The sequence below is a fragment of the Cecembia rubra genome, assembly GCF_003014575.1.
Lineage (GTDB): Bacteria > Bacteroidota > Bacteroidia > Cytophagales > Cyclobacteriaceae > Cecembia_A > Cecembia_A rubra.
In genome coordinates this window covers 25,952-43,281 of record NZ_PYGF01000010.1, presented here as the reverse complement: position 1 = coordinate 43,281, position 17,330 = coordinate 25,952, and the positions used below count along the sequence as shown (strand labels likewise).

Here is a 17,330-nt window from a genome sequence, read left to right as displayed (position 1 = left end):
AACGCTCCACAACATCACCTATACGCAAGCAGGGGTTTCGTGCTTCGTAGGACAGGAAAGTGGTAAATTTAAAGTTCAGTTCTTCGTAGGAAATTCAGTGGTAAAAATCCCTGCCTGCGTATAGCTGAGAAACGGTGTGACTTGAATCGACCTTAAAAGCAGGTCGAATGCTTTGAAATGGATGGAGGACTATTGGGTGATTAATAGAGAGGCCCTCCGGTGGTCCTGAAACTTCGGGAAACCAGCCATCACACTGCCTTACGCTGCATATTTGGGAAACCAATTTGTGGTGAGCGGTAAGGAAAAAACGGGGACTTTGATCCCTGTAGGTGAGTACTGTAAAATCGGGTGAGGGTGCAGACTTTTCAGGGAATCCAGATGGAAAAATCGGGACAAGTTGTGGAAGAGATGTAGGGGGCAGACTCATTCGTAGTAGTGTTGAAGCTCCTGTAATGGGAGTGGAGCACGGCAAATGTCCGGGGAGGACATTTGAGCGAGGTGTGTGGGCTGGGAGCATATCATGTTTCCAATTTGTTTACAACCATGTGTAATCATGGGAGGATTTATGAAAAGGGAACAAGACCATCACTGATAAATTAGTATCAGGGCATTACCTTTAGTGGTTATTGGTATGAAGAGCCCCCGCTATGCAGCGGGGCAGGCTGTGTGAAGGGAGACTTTCACGCACGGTTCTGTGGGAAGGTAGGGGTGAAATTCCCTTGCCTGATCCAATTGGCAGCAAGGCTAACTAGACTAACAGACAACAAAATTCTTTAATTGATATGTCAGAAAGAATAAATATTTATCAGATGTACGTTAAGAACAATTGCAGATTAGGGTTTTATGTAAGAAGAGACTCTTGGCGCTCGGACAGATATGCAAAAGTTGTAGAGATTCAATGGGTTGAAGACGGCAAAATGATTAAAGGAAGCCCTCCGTATTTTGGTGGATTTAAAAACCCACCAGGACATCCAAGAGAAGGTAAAATAATGGGGCCGAGACTTGTAACTCTTCAGGCTGATTGGCTCGATGGTGGAAAAATGGTCACGGATTGTGGTGGCAACTATTCGTGGACTCAAGTGTATCAAAATGAAAAATGATGTGATTGATTTCTTAAAACATCTTGATTGGGATTCCTTTTGGCTAAATTTTCTTGTCGGACTGATTTTCTTTATTTTAAGTATTCCTGTAGCAATTAAAGTTATACCATATTTTACAATCAGACAACTTCGGAATAAAAACAAGAAATATATTCTGAGAAAGACATCGTATGTAATCCAAGAGATCTGCGAATACTTGAGTTTGATGCCGTTTAAAGACGAGGAATTACATAAACATCAGGTTGCCATTTTTACATCTAAGAAAGATTTAAAGAATCATAGATTTGTAGGACTTCTAAATATTAACGTTTTCAACCCAATTGTTTTCCCTAAAGTACAACTGGTTGTCGCTGAACATTTTAAGAATTTATCAATTAATGAAGGCTTTGACCTCTTGACAAGAGAAAAAAATAGAATTTCAGTTTTCAGAGAAAAATTAGAAAGATTAATTGAAGTACATTCATTGCACATAGATGAAAACACAATATCTAATATTAGTGAGTTGTGCCTCGATATAAGATCATTTGAAATTGAATTTGAATTTAACTTCGCAATTGATGATTTGATTGAAAAGGGAGTTACAGAACGGGTTGGTGTATTTGGAGTCATGAACTTGGCAAAACTCTATGAAAGAACTTTGATACTTTTAAAAAGCTTAATTGATAAGAAGAACTTTGAGACTGAGAAAAAACTTAAAAAATGAAAGCCCAGCTGCTAACAGGCGTAACCGTTGCACAACTTCATTTTGAATCAAGATAATATAGGGTTTGCTGTCATTTGGTGGATTTCCCATTTTTGGATTGGATTAAAAAGAAGGTTGGAGGTTTTTGGGTTAAACGAGCCGGGGTTTCGGGGAAAGCCCGAAAACAGGCCGAAATGAACGAAGAATGGTGTTTTTAAGGTTAGATAAGTCGATTTTCATTGTTGCTGCGGCTCTTAATACTGTTCTGCGTTCAAATTTCAGGTACTTTTTAAGGTTATAAGTTAGAGCCGCTCCCGCATTTGCGGGATTTGTTTGCCTGTTCCATTCCCCTGCTGTTGATTTTGCGCATGTTGAGAAAGTTGATCAGGGTTCCGAGGACCGGTTCAACAGTCCTCTTCTGATTTTGCTGATCCTTTTGGCGTAGGATGTGTACAAATCTGAGGAAGTCTTTATCGAGTTTGTTGATGAAATCTTCAATGATCCTGACGGGATTGACATTATCCACAACGTCATCCAAGCTGGAAAATGTCAATTGGAATCGGTCAGTTCCCTGGATATAGTACATAGAGATAAAATAGGATTGTTAAAAATAACCTCAACTAAATTTACTAAATTTAAGGAGATTGTGGAATAACCAACTAAAAAACAGGAGAGGCTTTTTTTACAGTCTGAGGCTGACGGTCTTGAAAGAGGGGAGCATGTCTGGGGAATTTGAAGATGGTACCTATGATGTAAGTCACCTAAAGCCTGGATTATATATCATCGAAATCCAAACGGATTTGCAGGTGGTTAGAAAACGAGTAATTATTCGTTAAAAATCAGATATAATTCATGAATTTGTAAACGCTTGATTATTAGATCAATAGTATTACCTTAACTTCTCGATGCCAATTGCTACTGGACTGAAACAATTCTTGTAAGCTATCGTGTACGTAGCAATAGAAAGTACTTTAATCCGGTCATGATATGGAAAATCAATCAAGAAAGTTTTTTGCCGCATTGTTGATAGCCACTTGCCTCTCTGTCCTTGCCTGTGAACAGGAACCGAGACAGACGGTTTTCGAGGGTAAGGTCCGCAGTCGCGATAACGGGATTCAGTTAACAGATGTATTTGTGTATATAACAGGTTATAGAATTGCCAGCATCTACAGATACCCAATCATAAATTTCACGGTTCCCGTAGATCAGGATGGTGGCTTTCGGTTGGTTGTGCCATACCAGGAGGGATTGAAGAATTTCTCTGTCCAGATATTACCAGACAACGGGCCTGAAACCGTACCTTTTGATATCTCACTTATGGATTGTTCTCCTAATAACTGCGAACATTTCCTGGCAGGAAAAACCTATAAATTCGATATCAGGGTTTCTGACCCCGATTAGGTAATTTTCTCATACAATTCCTTTGGTAAAAAAAGAACCTACAAATGCTCCTCATCCGATAACGAGAAATAGCTGTCCACCGACACGATGATGTGGTCCAGCAACTTGATTTCAGGCAGGTCGCACGCCTGCTCCAATTGCTAAGTCAGTTTTTTGTTGATTTTGCAAGGAACCGTGTTTCCTATCGGGTGGTTGAGGATGACGGTGATTTCTGATGCGTTCCACTTCATGCCAATGACCAGTACCAACTTTACTGTTTAGTGCTATGGGACACCAACACTAAATTTTCATGATTAAGGATATAAGCTGCTGTTGTTCCTCGTTTGGTTTTGGTGGTATAGTCATATAAGTTTTTGATTCTGGCAAGAATATTTTTATTTGAAACATGTTTTTTGTCAGATACCCATCAAACCGTCCAATTTGGCATCCATTTCATACTTAGAGTAATTAATTGATACTTTTATATCCAATTTCAATTTGAAGTATTTATTATATTCTGTGGTATTGATGCTGTTCTTATCGAGTTTACCGTTATTAAACTCTTTTTCAAACTTTTTGAGGCCCTTTCACACTTATGTAGAACCTTTTTCCGCACTTTATTGAAAAGCTCACAACGAGTCTCCATACCCCTCCCTTTTTTATTTTCTTTGGTTTATCATCAGTCACCTTCAGTTTCTGGATTTTATCTTTGATCTCGAAGCTTTCATCTTTGATTTAGCCAACCAGAACAAATATATACCCATTGCTAACGAGTGCATTTATATAGGCCTGTGACAGCAAACCTGCATCAGCAAAAACAATGGGTTTGTAAAGTTAGCACCTGTCCAAGTGCTTGTTTTTTTGAGATCAAAGACGAAGTAGCTTTGTCCAAAGATCAATGATATGGACAAGAGACAAGAAATGTTGAAGCTGGTGGAAGAGTTTGAGGTCAGCAGGATGACCCAGCGGGACTTCAGTGCATCCAAAGGCATGGGTTTCCACAAATTCAATTGTTGGTACAGGATGTTAAACATAGAGCAGACGGGCGGAGATCAGCTACAGGGATTTTTCAGAGTCGATGTGGGAACTGTTTGATCTTCTGGGAGTAATCTGGAGCTCATTTTTCCCAACGGGGTGAAGCTGAAGCTGAATGCCGGGGATCTTTCGCTGGTTTCCCGTCTGATCGGGTTTTACTGATGTTCAGTCTGGGTTCTTCGCACAGCTATTACCTTTACGGCAGTCCTGTGGATATGCGCAAAGGGTTTGACGGTCTGTGCGGTCTTGTTCGGAATGAACTGGACAGAGAGCCTTCTTCAGGTGAAGTATATGTTTTTCTCAACAGTAAAGGGAACGTAATGCCCGGCAGTGCCATCGGGAAGGCACTACGGTACAGTGCCGAAAGATGGGCCGAACTGTCCAATTACCTCTATGACGGCAGACTGGAAATAGACAATAACCTGGTGGAAAATGCCATCAGACCGGTTGCTTTGGGCAGAAAAAAACTACCTGTTTGCCGGTTCCCACAGCGCTGCCAAAAGAGGAGCCATGATCTATTCATTCTTTGCCATCTGCAAAAAACACGGAGTGAATCCCTATGAATGGCTGAAGCATACCTTACAGAATATCATGTCCAACAATTAAAGAGGTATCATTTCCCCGTACCCGCAAAACTTCAAACCTGACATGTAGTTGCTCGGGTGCTTACGATTAATGGAATCTTCAAACCTAATTTATACATTCCAAAATAGTCATTTATGGGGTTTTTATCCAATTTTTCAGGAATATCTTCCTCCCCGTTTTCAATGTCAGGATAAACTATCACACAATCAATCAAGGTTCCATGGTCCAGATCAAAGAATTTATGAACCTTCTTTAACCTGGCATACCCACTGACTTGTCTAATATCTTCTGTTTTAAAATGATCAATGTACCTTGTTTTATACTTTGCATCTATGACCATTTTATGGGATCCTGAATCCAAAAGGAAGTCAAGATGATTTGCTCGGTCACCGAATTGATATTCCAATCTGGCTGTTGATTTGAATCTATCTTTCAACTTCCCCAACACATACAATTCAAACAGCTTACTCATGTCGATCCAATAGGGTGGAGTGTCGATGGTAGGTAGATTTTGAATGGCTTGGATGTTGTAACCAAATCTTTTCAGAATGGTTTGGGCCAACCGGACTGCCTCGTTGTAATCCTTGTAGAAGGCATTGAACTTGACTTGCTTGATTTGATATAGCTCAACTTCGGCACTGACATTGCCGAATGCAGGTTGAATATAATCTAAGGTCTGTTGGAAAAACTTCTGGCCCATTAGGCCCTTGAATGTATAGAGGTATCGCTGTACAAATAGCAGCGTCTTTTTTATCAAACGATTTTCTATTCCATTATCTCCAAACTCTTCAAATCTGCAATAGGTATGAAGGTCTTTATTCTTAACCAGATTTTGTTTGACTGTTTGCCCGACTAACACTTTGCCTTTCACTTTGCCATAGAGATTTCGATCTACTTGATAATAGCTTTTCTTGAGTCCTTTCCTGACAATTTCTTTTACTACTGTCAGAAAGCGAATAATCAATAAAGGGGACAGTAAATCATCTTGCTTAGGTAAGGGTATGTGTGGGCTGTCAAACTTGATTTCAAATAGTTCTTGAGTATGCTCGTATATACCAGGATGTGATAGCGCTTCAAAGAGCATTTTGCTTACATCGATCCGTTTTAGCTTAGCTGCCTCTTCGGTAGTTAGTCCTTTTGGCTCACCTGATACATAGTCAAATTTGGGATTAAGTTTGGGTTCAACAAAAAACGGATGCTTTGAATCACTTCCGGGTATCCAATCAGCTCCCACATAATAGGTGCTTGAAATTGTAAGATTTTCTCCTGTTTTGGTAAAGGCTGCACAAAGTCCGTCTGTCCTCCTTTTTCGGAATACGATAGAATCAATACTTTCCTTGGCTTCAGGAAATTCAATTTCAAGGCTGCTATGCTCTGGTAGCGTATGCATTATTGTGAAATCATATGGATGATCTCTTTGACCTTTGCCTCATCTATTAGAATTCCATCTTTCAAATATTCTTTGAGCAAAGGAACCACCTCATATTTCATCTTGATTTTAAGCTCCTGTTTAGCTTCCTCATCCTTTTTATCAGTCAGAAAGTAACTATGTCCAATCCAGACATCTTCCGGTCTGAAATCAAGTGACAGGCAATCCGACCTTTCCGGATTTGAATCAGTGTTCAGAGCATCTTCTGGGTTCTTCACAAAAAGAGAGGATACCAACTTAAAACTTTCTCTCGCATCGCTATGTACTGGCTCTAACCTTGGCAGAACATCCACAAAAGCAAACCTCCTTCTAATGGCATAATCAATATGGCCAACACTGCGGTCTGCTGTATTCATGGTACCGATGATATAAAGGTTTGGCGGAATGGTTATAGACCGTGATCCATCAACTTCATAGATTGATTCCACTGGTTCACCGCGATACTCCAATCCATAAATTAATTCCCCTAATACTGAGGGCAGATTAGCTCGATTAATTTCATCAACGATTAAGACATAATTTTTTTCGGTGACAGAATTGCTTTCAGATACAGAAACAGGTTTCCCTTTTACGAACTCTTTAAAAAGGTTCAATACTCTCAAAAAGTAACTTGCATGGTGTTTTGCCAAACCGGATACGGTTGGGTTAGATTTAATTTCCTGTCTGGTGTTGACACCGGACAAGTAGAGCTTCTTGATGTCTGAGAACAAAAGTCTTTGACCTGTCACTTGTTTCCAATTATCCCCTGTGTATCTGACAGCATCCTCTTCTACCTGAAAAAGATAAATTATCGTATCTTCTAAAAACAGCTTTCCATCGTTTTTTTCTATTTGCTCTTCCAGATACTCTCTAAATTCCTCCAGGAATTGATCCACTTTCTGTTCTTCCGAAAGTTGCTCTGGTGTCTTCCTGGAATCATTGTAGTTTTTCAATGCTCTTTCCGACCATTCACCGAATACTTTATCAATAGATCTGTAGGACATTGAACCACTTGTTGTATCTGAAACTATTCCCCTTACGAAATCCTCATAGGAATAGGCTGGATGAAACTGCAATAACTTGACTTGTTTTTCATGAAAGAGGTTAAAAACATGTAAAGCAATTAGTGACATATAGTCATCCTTTAAATTCCCCTCAATATCCTTCCAACTTTCTTTATATATGCGATCCCGGATTTCTCTAAAATAAACAGGATATTCCTTGCCAGTATTGTTTAGATAGACCCTAATAGTATCGTCAATCACTGACGTAATTTTATAAGAATTATCTCCAGTCGGGCTTTGAAAATTAAGATTGGGATAAATTGCTTCAGAAATATCTTCATCTGATATCCAATCATTCGAAATGATTTTTCTGGAAATTTCTTTGGCTACTCTTGTCTTCCCAGTTCCAGGAGGGCCTTGGAGTATGATTTGCTTTTTATATTTTAGCAACTCAATTATTTTTTCCATTTCTATTTCTTTCATTATAAGTTCATACCATCCTAAAATAAATTTTGCCGTAGGTGAACTTCTGTTGTTTATAATTGTTAGAGTCCCTTGGGCTTGGCCTTCATACTTTCCTAATTTCTTTTCCAATTTAAAGTCAAAAAAACTTAATGGTTCAATTGCTCTTTCATTTTCATATGTTTTGTTGGGAAATGAATCCCCTAAAACTTTTACTAATGCCAAAGGTTGAATGCCATTCCTGACCATTACAATATCACCTATATTCAGATTTTCTTTAAACTGCTTACATTGGTCTTGTTTTTTGTCTTTCCATTCACCTGTGCCTATGATTTTCTTATTTTTAACCATATTCAATACTTGATCTTGGGAAAGTGTTGACCCGTTGACAAGTCCACGATTCATTTGTATATGCCAAAAGTTTCTCATATTTCTTATACTGTTTTATACTCCCCCCAATACTCAATTTCCAAATTGATGGTTTCCTCATCAATGGACTCCTCCAGAGATCTCAGGAATTGTTCCAGGCGTTCATCATTTGAAGAATCTTCCAAGGTTTCCTCAACTGAACCATCTGGGTATCCGATGAAATATGCAATTTCATAACCATCGGAGCCAAAATCAGACTTGTAACTTCCTTCAATCCCAAGCCATAAAACATCCTCATTGATTCTTAAAACAAGTTCTCTGCTACCCTCACCGAGGTTTTGTTCAATGCCAATTCTGATTTCCCCATCATTATTTACAACTCCAAAGTAATCAAGGGACCAGATGAAATAGGATATGGCCTTTACCTGCTTCTTTTTCAATCCCTTCTTAAATAGGAGCATATACAACATCCGTGTTAGTTCACTTCTTGCTTTATCCCATGTAAACATTATCAATCCATTAAATACTCCGCTATATCCTCAATACAAACAATCCCTAATAGCTTCTCGGTGTGCTTGCCAATGTTTGTAATGATCAAAAAGTCCAGTTTGCTTTTTCTTAGACTAAGAAATCAGACCATCTCTTTAATTTTCCCACTGATTAAGATCATTCTTACATCTTTTAACTATTGTATTTTTGTAAATAAATGTCAAAACCCTATGCGAGAATGGTGTTTGCTCTAATAAAGACCGTTCCACTCATCTACCCTTTTAAGGTTTTTGTCTTTATCTATGAACTATTGGTGTTAGTTATGTCAAAACCCAACTATTTTCTTTTTTCTCTCCAACCTCTGGTAAAGAAAAAACCTGTTTGTAGTCACGGTCTCCAGACTTATTTTTTTGATAAATATTTTCTTTTTTCTTAAATCCATTCATATCAATTCCAAACAAATCTTGATCATAAAATCGTGTTTCTTGTTGATTCCATGTAACTGTTTTTGTAGTTCCATAAATGTCCGTGTATACAACAGCAATTTTTTCAATGTTATCTTGCCAATCTATATAAACAAGTTCTGAATTGCTAAGACCAAATTCTGGAACCAAATAATGGAAACTGCACCTAATATGAATATCTTCAAGGTAACCACTAATTCCATGATTTATCAGGAAGGTATTAAAATCAATTAATTCATCTTTTTTCACACCAATAAAAAGCTTGATTTCAAGTGCTGGTCCGTTACCAACGTTTCTTATTGTAAGGAATTCTTTTCCACCTTCTTTTTTAGACCTCTTTTCTACAATGACAATAGGTTTTTCCTTAAGCTTAACAATTTCTAAACTTTGCCAAGAAATATAAGCCAAAATTATAGTAAGAGCAGTTACTAAGAAAGGCGACCAAAAATTTGAAAAATCAACCCAACTTTTGAAATCAGAAGAAAGAGTTGCTGAGCCGAAATTCACCCAATAGAAAATTAATGGTAGTATAATTATAAGACAGACAACAGTGAAAACCACTTTCCAATTGTTTGAAATAAATTTCATCTCGTTAACCTTTTATAAAAACCTCAATCTTATCCATCAATTTCTTCTTCAAATCAGCACCATCCTTCCATACGATGTGCTGATAGTTCCTTGTGTCAAAATGGGCTGTTCCAATATGATCTTCTCTACAAGTATAAATAACTTTTTGCCCCCTCCCTAAGGCATATCCGGCTTCGAAATAAACTCCTGCCTTGTGATGTGTAAAATCTGCAATAGTGAACTTCGCTTTTTTGATTCCTGCAAGGATCGCATCGTTAATGGTGACATCACTATTTGTATGCTGATCAGTGACAATGTAAGGTTTGAACTTTGATTCTGAAATGGCTGGTTCAATCCAATCATTATATACTTGAAACATTTCAGAATCAAAGGACATAGCTATAAAACAAATATCTGAATCTGATATCTTCCCAATATTTGAAGCACGTTCCCATCCATCAAGGGTTAGTGCAATCTTTACATCGGCTGAATTTTCATCTTCTTCAATAATCCAATTTTTCTCCAATGCTTCTTTAATAAGAGTTGTAAATTCTTGATTATTGGCTATTCCAGTCTTTTTCATGATTTTGTAAGAATAATCCCAATCCTCTCTGATTAAAAAATATTCACCTAAGTAATTTGAATGTTTCTTGAGATAATAAAGAATTTCGTCAATCTTTTCTAATGGGGTTACTGGAATATTAGAAGAAGTAATCAACGCTTCTAATACACTTTGATAAACAACAGTGTTTTTTTTTGGCCAGATTTCATTGTATAAAAGATATTCTATTTCTCTTCTATTTTTTGTCCAATATGGCTTATCATTATATAGCTCCTTTGAAACTATCAAAAGCTTGTCTTCAAGGTCGGTAAAATACCAATAAGAAGCTTCTCCTGAATACTCAAGATCGAAGTCCATAAAACCGTGGTCTTTCTTGCTTGATTTCTTTCCAGTTAGTGGGCAGACTTCTGCATGAAATATCTGTTTCATAGTTAGAATATTTTAATAAATAGGAATTCCTTTCATACGATTCAATTTTCTACCTCCATACTTAAAAGTGTAACAGAACTTCTTATTCTTGTTTTCCCGTGATTTCTCAATAATGAATGGCCAGACTCTAAAGACTGTCATTGCAAATTCAAAGAAATCAAGAACTCCATCAACCTTCATTACAAATAGTCGATAGCCTTCCTCTATCTGTTTAATATTAACTTCCGTCAATCCTTTTTTGGAATGATCGACAGCTAGAAAAATGGTCTCAGCTAATGGGAAGTTATGCTCTATTCCATCATACCATGAAAAGATTTCAAACCTTTTTTCTTCCTGAAGTTCATGAATAGTCATCAATGAATTCACCAAAGGTTCTGGATAACATGGATCAATCAAAATCTTTAAAGCTTTCATACGCTATATTCTAAAACATCATTAATTTGATCTATTGAAATGCCGTACATTTTTGAAATCATTTTTAAAGACTCAGGGCCTCTATAAAATGATTTTATCATTTTGGCAGTTATTCCCTTCGTTCCTTTTACATAGGGAAGTCCACCTGCAAGCTTAGGATCAATAATTATGGTACCATTGCCTTTGGAAGGAACAAGTTTTTCAGCAATCCCATCTTTGTTAAATTTGATGTCAGCAAAGAAATACCTAATAATATCGAGGTTGTACTGTCCTGTTCCATTTAAAGTTATTATATCTCCGTTTTGAAGTTCAAATACTATTGATTTTCCTGCAGCTCTTATGTCATTATCTACATTGTTATTAGCAAAAGGATATTTTTTACCAGTCCTTTGACCGTAATCCTTTCTTGCAATTAAAATATCTTTAAGGTTACAATATTCTCTTAACGTGCTAATAACAACCAATTCAATCAACCCATGAAAACTAATTCTGGATTTGTTTTCGTCTTTCGAATCGAATCCAGAAACTCCTTCATATTTTTCTTTCGCAAGTTCTTCAACCCATTTTTTTACCTTAGATTTTGAGAGTCCTGTAATTTCAGAAGCATCTGAAATTGAGTAGATCCCTTCATTAAGTCCAAATTCTTTCATAATATTCTCACTTTGAGGTTGGTTAAATAAATCTAAGGTTACTTGTGGTCTTGATGCAACTGGTTTCTTTTGATTGGTTTTGGCCGTGGTCTTCCCCTTTTGAAACCACTTCGCTACTTCCTCCGGCACAGGCTTTCCTTTCTGTTCGTAGAAGGCTTCCACGTCTTTCTGCTTGTGCAGACCTTGCTTGGCTTCTTCCTCAAAGTACTGATGGTTCAGGTCAAGCAAGCGCTTTAGGATTTCCTTACGGGCATCAGGATGGATGGTATAACGCATCCGGTCATTTTCAGGAAGGTAATCTACTTCATAAAAATCATGGCGAAGTTGAATATCAGTCCAGCCGTAAGCTTCCAAAACGGCTTGATCCATTTGTTTGTGGAGTTCCCTTAACCTTATAATATCATGATAGGCATCTATACAAACTTGTTGTTCTTGCTTGCTTCTCACCTCAATATCAACGCTTGTTAAAAACTGCATATGAAAAAGGTTGTAAAGTTTTGTCAGCCCCAATTGGAGGTTTTTCATGATAGAGGCTCTTAATTCATAATACTCAAATCCTTTATCATCTAAAAATTCAGGTTTTAATTTTGGAAATGGGAAGGTTTCAAAACAATCTGAGGGAGTATATCGTAAGTCATTTTTCAGTCTTGAAGCATATTTTTGAACCCATGCTTCGTGCATTGAAGATTGGAGTATTGAAAAATCACAGAAAGAATCATATGTAGTTATATTAAGTGCATTACTAAAAATAATCCCTGTCTTACAAAATGAAAAATTCATATACTTAGAGGTAAATCCTGTCACCAAACAAAGTTTAAGATCCTTAAGCCTTAAGTATAGTTCAGGTCTATTTCGATTGTAAAGCCACCAATATTCTTTTGCAGACTTATCTTTAACATTGTCTCTATAAGGCTTTACATTTAATCGGACGTGCTCAAAAGGTTCTTTATATTCTTTTGCCTCATCAATACTCATACTCCCGAAACCAATTATTGTACGTGATGGACTATGATCAAATGAATTATTGAAATCTTGGCTATTCATTAGCCCAAATAAAACACTTCGATTCTTCGAGTCTCTGTTTATAAAATCATTTTTTTCTTCTTCAGAAATAATAAAACCATCTCCTCCAAAATCTACACCCCTGAACATAATATTTGAATTGGATGCCAAAACAAACTTTCCCATATCTTCTATTCCTTCTGTTAAAAAGGATGTTATCCCATTAACTCTTGAATTATTTAAAAAAATGTTATTGAATTGGCTATTTTTTACAACTGAAAAAATGGAAATAATTAGCTTAGCCTCACCTGGCCATGGTTTAGAAGTAAGTGCGCTATTTATAGTAGCCCCTTCATTAATTAATGAAAATAAGCCACCTATTCTTGTATCTCCATCTGAGATGGAGTTAGTTGTGATTATTGACAAAAAACCATTTTTATATATCAGTTTAAAAATGTTTTTTAAAAAGTAAGTTACAAGGTCAGCCTGACCACGAATCAATGGATGGGAAAAATGAATAAAATTCAAATATTGATCTCCATAAAATCCTGATATTTTTTTTCCCCCTAAGTAAGGCGGATTCCCCAGAATACAATCAAACCCTCCTTGTGATCCTTCGGTACCCTCAGGATTTTTGCTTTCAGCAAAAACTTCCGGAAACTCCAGGAAGTAATGGAAAAAGCCTTTTTCCTGAGCTAAGCCCTCAGCTTTGGCAGGTGGCATTCCTGTTGGTATAGTCCTTTCCCGAAGGTATTTGCGATAGGTGGCATCGGTACAGATATAGCTTTTTTGATCAGTTGTTTTGGGGATAAAGAACTGTGCTACCTGCATATCTGCCAGACTTTTCAGTCGGGCATAAGTCGTCCCCTTGTTCAGTTCCATAAACTTCTTCTGCTTGGCTTCGATCTCCTCAGGTGTGCGCTCAGGAAGGTTTTTAAAGAGTTGAAACTGCTCGATGGCCTTATTGACTGCTTCATTCACATCCATAGAATAGTCCATGGTGAGCTGGTCTTTACGCTCTCGCTCTTCTTTATTCCTTTTCCTGAACTGAGTAGCAATCGTCTTGTCATCTCCTGGCAGGGCTTTGAAGGCATCATCTGCGATACCTCGCTCCAGTTCTTCTTTATGGGCCAGTCCTACGATGGCATCTCCACATTTGATTTTATGATCGAGGAAGTTCAGTGGTTCTCCAGGGTTATGTGCTTCCAGCCATAACGCTACTTTACAGAGTTCTACAGCCAGTGGATTCTTATCCACGCCATAGATACACTCCCGTATCACATCCCGCACGGCCTGACGCATGGCTGTGGGAGTGGGCTGATCCTCACCGGTGCGGACCTTCGCCAGTTCCGTGCCTATCCTTCGGGCTGCAGAAAGGAGGATATGACCACTCCCGCAGGAGATATCACAGACTTTGATGGCTAACAGGGCACGTTCCTGAAGGATAGATTTGGGTGTGTTTGGGGCGGGAAGCTTTAGCCTTTCCTCGGGTTTTTCCAGACAGTCCTGAATGATATATTCCAAAGAATGCTGGATCAGCGGACGAACAAGTTCCTCGGGTGTATAGTGGGAACCAGAGGAAGAACGTTCTGTACCTGCCACAAAGCCAAAGCTCGGGGAGGTTTCCAGTTCGGAAAATATCGGCTCGAACTCCAGGAGTCCCTGATACACTGAACCAAATTCTTCCACGTCTAAGTCACCGAAGTTGACTTTTACCAATTGTTTGCGCTCTTCGTCCATAAAGTAGCAAAGCCTATGGATGACGAAAAGCAGGTCTTCATTTTTCAGTTTGCTATCTCCCAAAGCACCCAAGGCCGAGGGATGAAAAATCCCCGATCCAAGCGGTTTGATGCCCAGCTTTTCTCCATACTTCGCTGCTTCAAAGAGGCGGAAGGTTATCTTGATATTTTCCCAGAGGTCATGCTTGGCTCCTTCCACAAAGATCTTGCGAATGGCGAGCTTGCGAACCCGATCCATGCTGTAGAAGTCATAATAGATCTTGCGCAGTCGGGTGAGTTCGGCATCCCGCTTTTCCGGATAGACCAGACTGCGGTCTTCCGTCACGAGCAGAAACAGGAATCGGTAGATCAGGCGCAGCAGGTAGAGGTAATATTGTTTACCCGTCAGTTCCCCGGACTGCACCATGGCCCGTAATTCATGGTTATCGGGATGTTTTAAGAAGCCGTTGCCCAACCGTTTGATGGAGCTTTCCACTGCTTCAGAGAGCTTTTCACGGATACGGGTTCCTGATGCCAAGGACTCCTGATGGTAATACTCCATAAAGGATGTTTCCCCTTCCCCTTTGTCTTTGGGCATACGGGAGGCATGAAGGATACGATAAAGCACTGCAAAATCCGAAAAGAGCTCTTCCTCCATCATCTTTTCCAGATCAAATTCCAGATAGGTCAACCTTACCAATCGAGTGGCATCGCGGAGCAACCTTAGGTGCTTGCCATTTGTGACTATGGCATAGAGGAAATTATCGGTTTTGTTCAGGTATTCCTGCACCAAGGCGTGGGGAGAAAGTCTTGGACCACCTGTTTCCCTACGCTTGTCCAAGCTGTCGTTGATACCCATGATATGCACAGGAAATCCCGAAAGATTGGAAGCCCGATGGCTGATGGCGTATGTCTTGCCATCGAGGACTTCTGCATTAGATTTATCTACCTCATAACCCAAGGTCATCAGGAAAGGAAGCATCCAGAAGTTACGGGTTTCAGAAGTACCACTTTCCTCTTCGGCTATTCGTTCTCTCCGCATCTTAAATGCCTGCCAGTATCCCCGTGCCGAAGCCCAGGCCAAGCCGATCTCGTCCCGTACCTTAACGTTTTTGCCGAGCCCAAAATCAGCCGGATTCTGGTATTTGATATCCTCTGTGGCGAGCTTGTCCAGTATCTCACCTGAAACAATATTTCCTTGTATGGTTATGCTTGGGAAAGTCATATATTCCTTTTGCTTTACTTCTTGTTAAAATTTTTTCTCCGAACTTTACTCCGAACTCATTTCGGTTTTTTCCGAACTTTTTGACTATTTCTTCCGAACCGAAAACCAGTTTCTTCCGAACTCAAATTGAATTTTTATTACGAACTGATTTACATTTCTTACGAACTCAAAATAGGTTTCTTACGAACTGCATCTCTTTTCTTACGAACTCGTAATCACGCTCTTTTAATGTGCTCAAAGTACGGCTGAGCTTATTCATCAATGTCCACCAAGATGATCCATTTACCTGATTTGGTAGGCCCTTCCCGATCCAAAATACTCTCTGAACGCATTTTATGGATGTTTTTCTGAACCGCCCTACTGGAAAGATGAATTTTTTGAGCCAGTTCGGCCGCAGTGATTTTCCCGTCTTCTCTCAATAGAAGAAGGATCTTAAGCGCATTTTCACCGAACTTATCTATGATTTCTTGCGAACTCAAAACTGATTTCTTGCGAACTTTAGTTGATGATTTATGAACTTTAGTTGATACCCGGAATTCAGGATGAATCGGAACCGTCACATGAAAGTAAGAACGGTCTTCATCTGTATCGAACACAGCTTGAGGAGAACCATTTTCTTCCAAAGCCTTCGTGATAGTAGGAATACCGGTGGCTTTACCTTCGGTAAGATCCAATTCCTTTAGAAAATCCCCCAAACGTCTATTCCTATATCTTCTGGGAAATACTGCACCCTTCTTAAACTCCGAAAGACGAATACTCCGATCAGGTCCTCCATAGTTAATCACCATTATTTGATCTGGATATATCCGAATCTCCACAGGTTCACGGGTTTGATAATCCCGATGGTATAGCGCATTGGCGATGATCTCTTCCATTGCTTGATAAGGGTAATTCCAAACTTTCAAGGATTCCGCCTGTTCCTTTACTTTGGTCGTCTTTTGACGAAGGACATTAATTCTCAAATATTCTAAGGTACGGTTGATCATTTGATCTACGGGACCTGAAATATTGGGAACTTCAATAAAGTCATCAGCGGCTTCACCGTTCGGGAAATGGACAATTTCTACTCGGGAATAAGGGAAGTATTTCTCCGGATTGTCGGTAAACATCATCAAGGCTACATTCCTTGGATGCCGTCTTTCCGGTGGGCCATACAAAAGCTGCATTTGGGAAAGCAGTTGTTCCTTGGTTAAGGATTCCATGGAGTCCAAAAGCTTGCTTTCGACCTTTCTCAAGTAATCCCGCAGTAAGGTCAGCGATATCTCATCAAAGCTTACCTGTGTATTGGGTCGATCATCAAAAGGAGTCTTTCCACTAAGGGCAATCAGTTCTTCCTTTTGACTTTTGTTGACCTTGATCGAACTGGAACCATAGCGGATGTAGTATTGGTATTTCTTTTCCTTGGCTTTGATTTCGTCAGGAACTTCATAAGGTCTGTTGTCACCTGCAAATACCCATATCACCAGGATTTTTTTGCCTTCTATTTCTTCGATACTGATTTTGGGATGATAAGCAGGATTGATCAGGTTGTTGAAGGAAACCATTTCCTTAAGTATCGCATCGATCTCATCGTCATTGAGCCCCAAGGGAGGTAAGACAGGCCGGCCATTTTCTTCGGCTATCCCCACAATGATATAGCCTCCTCCGATGTCATCGAAGTCATTGGCAAAAGCGCAGATAGAGCGATAGATTGGGCCGGGATTCCAGCCTTTCTTGTACTCAATACGCTCGGATTCTACCGCTCGCCCTTTGATCAGGTCCAATATGTTGATAGGGAGCGCCATA

The 17,330-nt window shown here is 39.1% G+C and carries 15 protein-coding genes and 3 pseudogenes; 7 read left to right on the top strand and 11 right to left on the bottom strand.

Annotated features, from left to right (window positions below; all coding sequences use genetic code 11):
* Nucleotides 1-782: 782 nt before the first annotated feature.
* Both CLV48_RS15840 and CLV48_RS15835 read left to right on the top strand, forming a co-directional pair.
* A complete protein-coding gene (locus CLV48_RS15840; protein WP_106568274.1) occupies nucleotides 783-1,100 on the top strand; it encodes a hypothetical protein in 318 nt (105 codons plus the stop codon).
* Complete coding sequence (locus CLV48_RS15835; RefSeq protein ID WP_106568273.1) at nucleotides 1,090-1,803, top strand: hypothetical protein; 714 nt, start codon at nucleotides 1,090-1,092, stop codon at nucleotides 1,801-1,803. Before CLV48_RS15840 ends, CLV48_RS15835 begins: the two co-directional genes overlap by 11 nt.
* A gap of 274 nt (nucleotides 1,804-2,077) precedes the next feature.
* Here the strand turns inward: CLV48_RS15835 and CLV48_RS20670 are convergent, their stop codons facing one another.
* Nucleotides 2,078-2,368, bottom strand: a complete 291-nt coding sequence (locus CLV48_RS20670) for a hypothetical protein (RefSeq protein ID WP_211299959.1) — start codon at nucleotides 2,366-2,368, stop codon at nucleotides 2,078-2,080.
* 133 nt (nucleotides 2,369-2,501) lie between these two features.
* On the opposite strand from CLV48_RS20670, the gene CLV48_RS20935 reads away from it, so the two are divergent.
* Complete coding sequence (locus tag CLV48_RS20935) at nucleotides 2,502-2,618, top strand: T9SS type A sorting domain-containing protein (protein ID WP_106568272.1); 117 nt, start codon at nucleotides 2,502-2,504, stop codon at nucleotides 2,616-2,618.
* 151 nt (nucleotides 2,619-2,769) lie between these two features.
* On the top strand, nucleotides 2,770-3,183 hold the full coding sequence (locus tag CLV48_RS15820) for a hypothetical protein (protein ID WP_106568271.1): 414 nt from the start codon (nucleotides 2,770-2,772) through the stop codon (nucleotides 3,181-3,183).
* A gap of 38 nt (nucleotides 3,184-3,221) precedes the next feature.
* On the opposite strand, the gene CLV48_RS20930 is transcribed toward CLV48_RS15820, so the two are convergent.
* Entirely contained in the window at nucleotides 3,222-3,320 is a 99-nt protein-coding gene (locus tag CLV48_RS20930) for a JAB domain-containing protein (protein WP_106568270.1), read from the bottom strand.
* Between the two features lie 142 nt (nucleotides 3,321-3,462).
* Nucleotides 3,463-3,990, bottom strand: a pseudogene (locus CLV48_RS20925) (IS1634 family transposase); the annotation flags it as partial.
* Between the two features lie 75 nt (nucleotides 3,991-4,065).
* Between CLV48_RS20925 and tnpA the strand changes: the two are divergent.
* The 3 genes and pseudogenes from tnpA to CLV48_RS15805 all read left to right on the top strand — a co-directional run.
* On the top strand, nucleotides 4,066-4,257 hold the full coding sequence (tnpA, locus tag CLV48_RS15810; RefSeq protein ID WP_106568269.1) for an IS66 family insertion sequence element accessory protein TnpA: 192 nt from the start codon (nucleotides 4,066-4,068) through the stop codon (nucleotides 4,255-4,257).
* Between the two features lie 101 nt (nucleotides 4,258-4,358).
* Nucleotides 4,359-4,505: pseudogene (gene tnpB, locus CLV48_RS20870) on the top strand (IS66 family insertion sequence element accessory protein TnpB); the annotation flags it as partial.
* 15 nt (nucleotides 4,506-4,520) lie between these two features.
* Nucleotides 4,521-4,803, top strand: a pseudogene (locus tag CLV48_RS15805) (IS66 family transposase); the annotation flags it as partial.
* A 31-nt stretch (nucleotides 4,804-4,834) separates the two neighbouring features.
* On the opposite strand, the gene CLV48_RS15800 reads toward CLV48_RS15805, so the two are convergent.
* The 8 genes from CLV48_RS15800 to CLV48_RS15765 all read right to left on the bottom strand — a co-directional run bounded on the left by CLV48_RS15800 (nucleotide 4,835) and on the right by CLV48_RS15765 (nucleotide 17,329).
* A complete protein-coding gene (locus CLV48_RS15800; RefSeq protein WP_106568268.1) occupies nucleotides 4,835-6,172 on the bottom strand; it encodes a 5-methylcytosine restriction system specificity protein McrC in 1,338 nt (445 codons plus the stop codon).
* Complete coding sequence (locus CLV48_RS15795) at nucleotides 6,172-8,085, bottom strand: AAA family ATPase (RefSeq protein ID WP_211299958.1); 1,914 nt, start codon at nucleotides 8,083-8,085, stop codon at nucleotides 6,172-6,174. Before CLV48_RS15795 ends, CLV48_RS15800 begins: the two co-directional genes overlap by 1 nt.
* 5 nt (nucleotides 8,086-8,090) lie before the next feature.
* Nucleotides 8,091-8,486, bottom strand: a complete 396-nt coding sequence (locus CLV48_RS15790; RefSeq protein WP_170069040.1) for a hypothetical protein — start codon at nucleotides 8,484-8,486, stop codon at nucleotides 8,091-8,093.
* A gap of 348 nt (nucleotides 8,487-8,834) precedes the next feature.
* Nucleotides 8,835-9,566 (bottom strand): hypothetical protein, encoded by a 732-nt coding sequence (locus CLV48_RS15785; RefSeq protein ID WP_106568266.1) that lies wholly within the window; start codon nucleotides 9,564-9,566, stop codon nucleotides 8,835-8,837.
* 4 nt (nucleotides 9,567-9,570) lie between these two features.
* Nucleotides 9,571-10,536 (bottom strand): hypothetical protein, encoded by a 966-nt coding sequence (locus tag CLV48_RS15780; protein ID WP_106568265.1) that lies wholly within the window; start codon nucleotides 10,534-10,536, stop codon nucleotides 9,571-9,573.
* Between the two features lie 12 nt (nucleotides 10,537-10,548).
* Nucleotides 10,549-10,950 (bottom strand): hypothetical protein, encoded by a 402-nt coding sequence (locus CLV48_RS15775; protein WP_106568264.1) that lies wholly within the window; start codon nucleotides 10,948-10,950, stop codon nucleotides 10,549-10,551.
* Nucleotides 10,947-15,545, bottom strand: a complete 4,599-nt coding sequence (locus CLV48_RS15770; protein WP_211299957.1) for an Eco57I restriction-modification methylase domain-containing protein — start codon at nucleotides 15,543-15,545, stop codon at nucleotides 10,947-10,949. The genes CLV48_RS15775 and CLV48_RS15770 overlap by 4 nt, the downstream gene beginning before the upstream one ends.
* A gap of 251 nt (nucleotides 15,546-15,796) precedes the next feature.
* Nucleotides 15,797-17,329, bottom strand: coding sequence for an RNA-binding domain-containing protein (locus CLV48_RS15765; protein WP_106568263.1), 1,533 nt, complete (start codon nucleotides 17,327-17,329; stop codon nucleotides 15,797-15,799).
* Nucleotide 17,330: the final 1 nt, after the last annotated feature.

Excerpts from the sequence above, each read along its gene's own strand:
- CLV48_RS15820 (WP_106568271.1), top strand. The coding sequence starts at position 2,770 with ATGGAAAATCAATCAAGAAAGTTTTTTGCCGCATTGTTGATAGCCACT.
- tnpA (WP_106568269.1), top strand. The coding sequence starts at position 4,066 with ATGGACAAGAGACAAGAAATGTTGAAGCTGGTGGAAGAGTTTGAGGTC.
- CLV48_RS20935 (WP_106568272.1), top strand. The coding sequence starts at position 2,502 with ATGTCTGGGGAATTTGAAGATGGTACCTATGATGTAAGTCACCTAAAG.
- CLV48_RS15775 (WP_106568264.1), bottom strand. The coding sequence starts at position 10,950 with ATGAAAGCTTTAAAGATTTTGATTGATCCATGTTATCCAGAACCTTTG.
- CLV48_RS15835 (WP_106568273.1), top strand. The coding sequence starts at position 1,090 with ATGAAAAATGATGTGATTGATTTCTTAAAACATCTTGATTGGGATTCC.
- CLV48_RS15790 (WP_170069040.1), bottom strand. The coding sequence starts at position 8,486 with ATGCTCCTATTTAAGAAGGGATTGAAAAAGAAGCAGGTAAAGGCCATA.
- CLV48_RS15785 (WP_106568266.1), bottom strand. The coding sequence starts at position 9,566 with ATGAAATTTATTTCAAACAATTGGAAAGTGGTTTTCACTGTTGTCTGT.
- CLV48_RS15795 (WP_211299958.1), bottom strand. The coding sequence starts at position 8,085 with ATGAGAAACTTTTGGCATATACAAATGAATCGTGGACTTGTCAACGGG.
- CLV48_RS15800 (WP_106568268.1), bottom strand. The coding sequence starts at position 6,172 with ATGCATACGCTACCAGAGCATAGCAGCCTTGAAATTGAATTTCCTGAA.
- CLV48_RS15765 (WP_106568263.1), bottom strand. The coding sequence starts at position 17,329 with ATGGCGCTCCCTATCAACATATTGGACCTGATCAAAGGGCGAGCGGTA.
- CLV48_RS15770 (WP_211299957.1), bottom strand. The coding sequence starts at position 15,545 with ATGACTTTCCCAAGCATAACCATACAAGGAAATATTGTTTCAGGTGAG.
- CLV48_RS15840 (WP_106568274.1), top strand. The coding sequence starts at position 783 with ATGTCAGAAAGAATAAATATTTATCAGATGTACGTTAAGAACAATTGC.
- CLV48_RS20670 (WP_211299959.1), bottom strand. The coding sequence starts at position 2,368 with ATGTACTATATCCAGGGAACTGACCGATTCCAATTGACATTTTCCAGC.
- CLV48_RS15780 (WP_106568265.1), bottom strand. The coding sequence starts at position 10,536 with ATGAAACAGATATTTCATGCAGAAGTCTGCCCACTAACTGGAAAGAAA.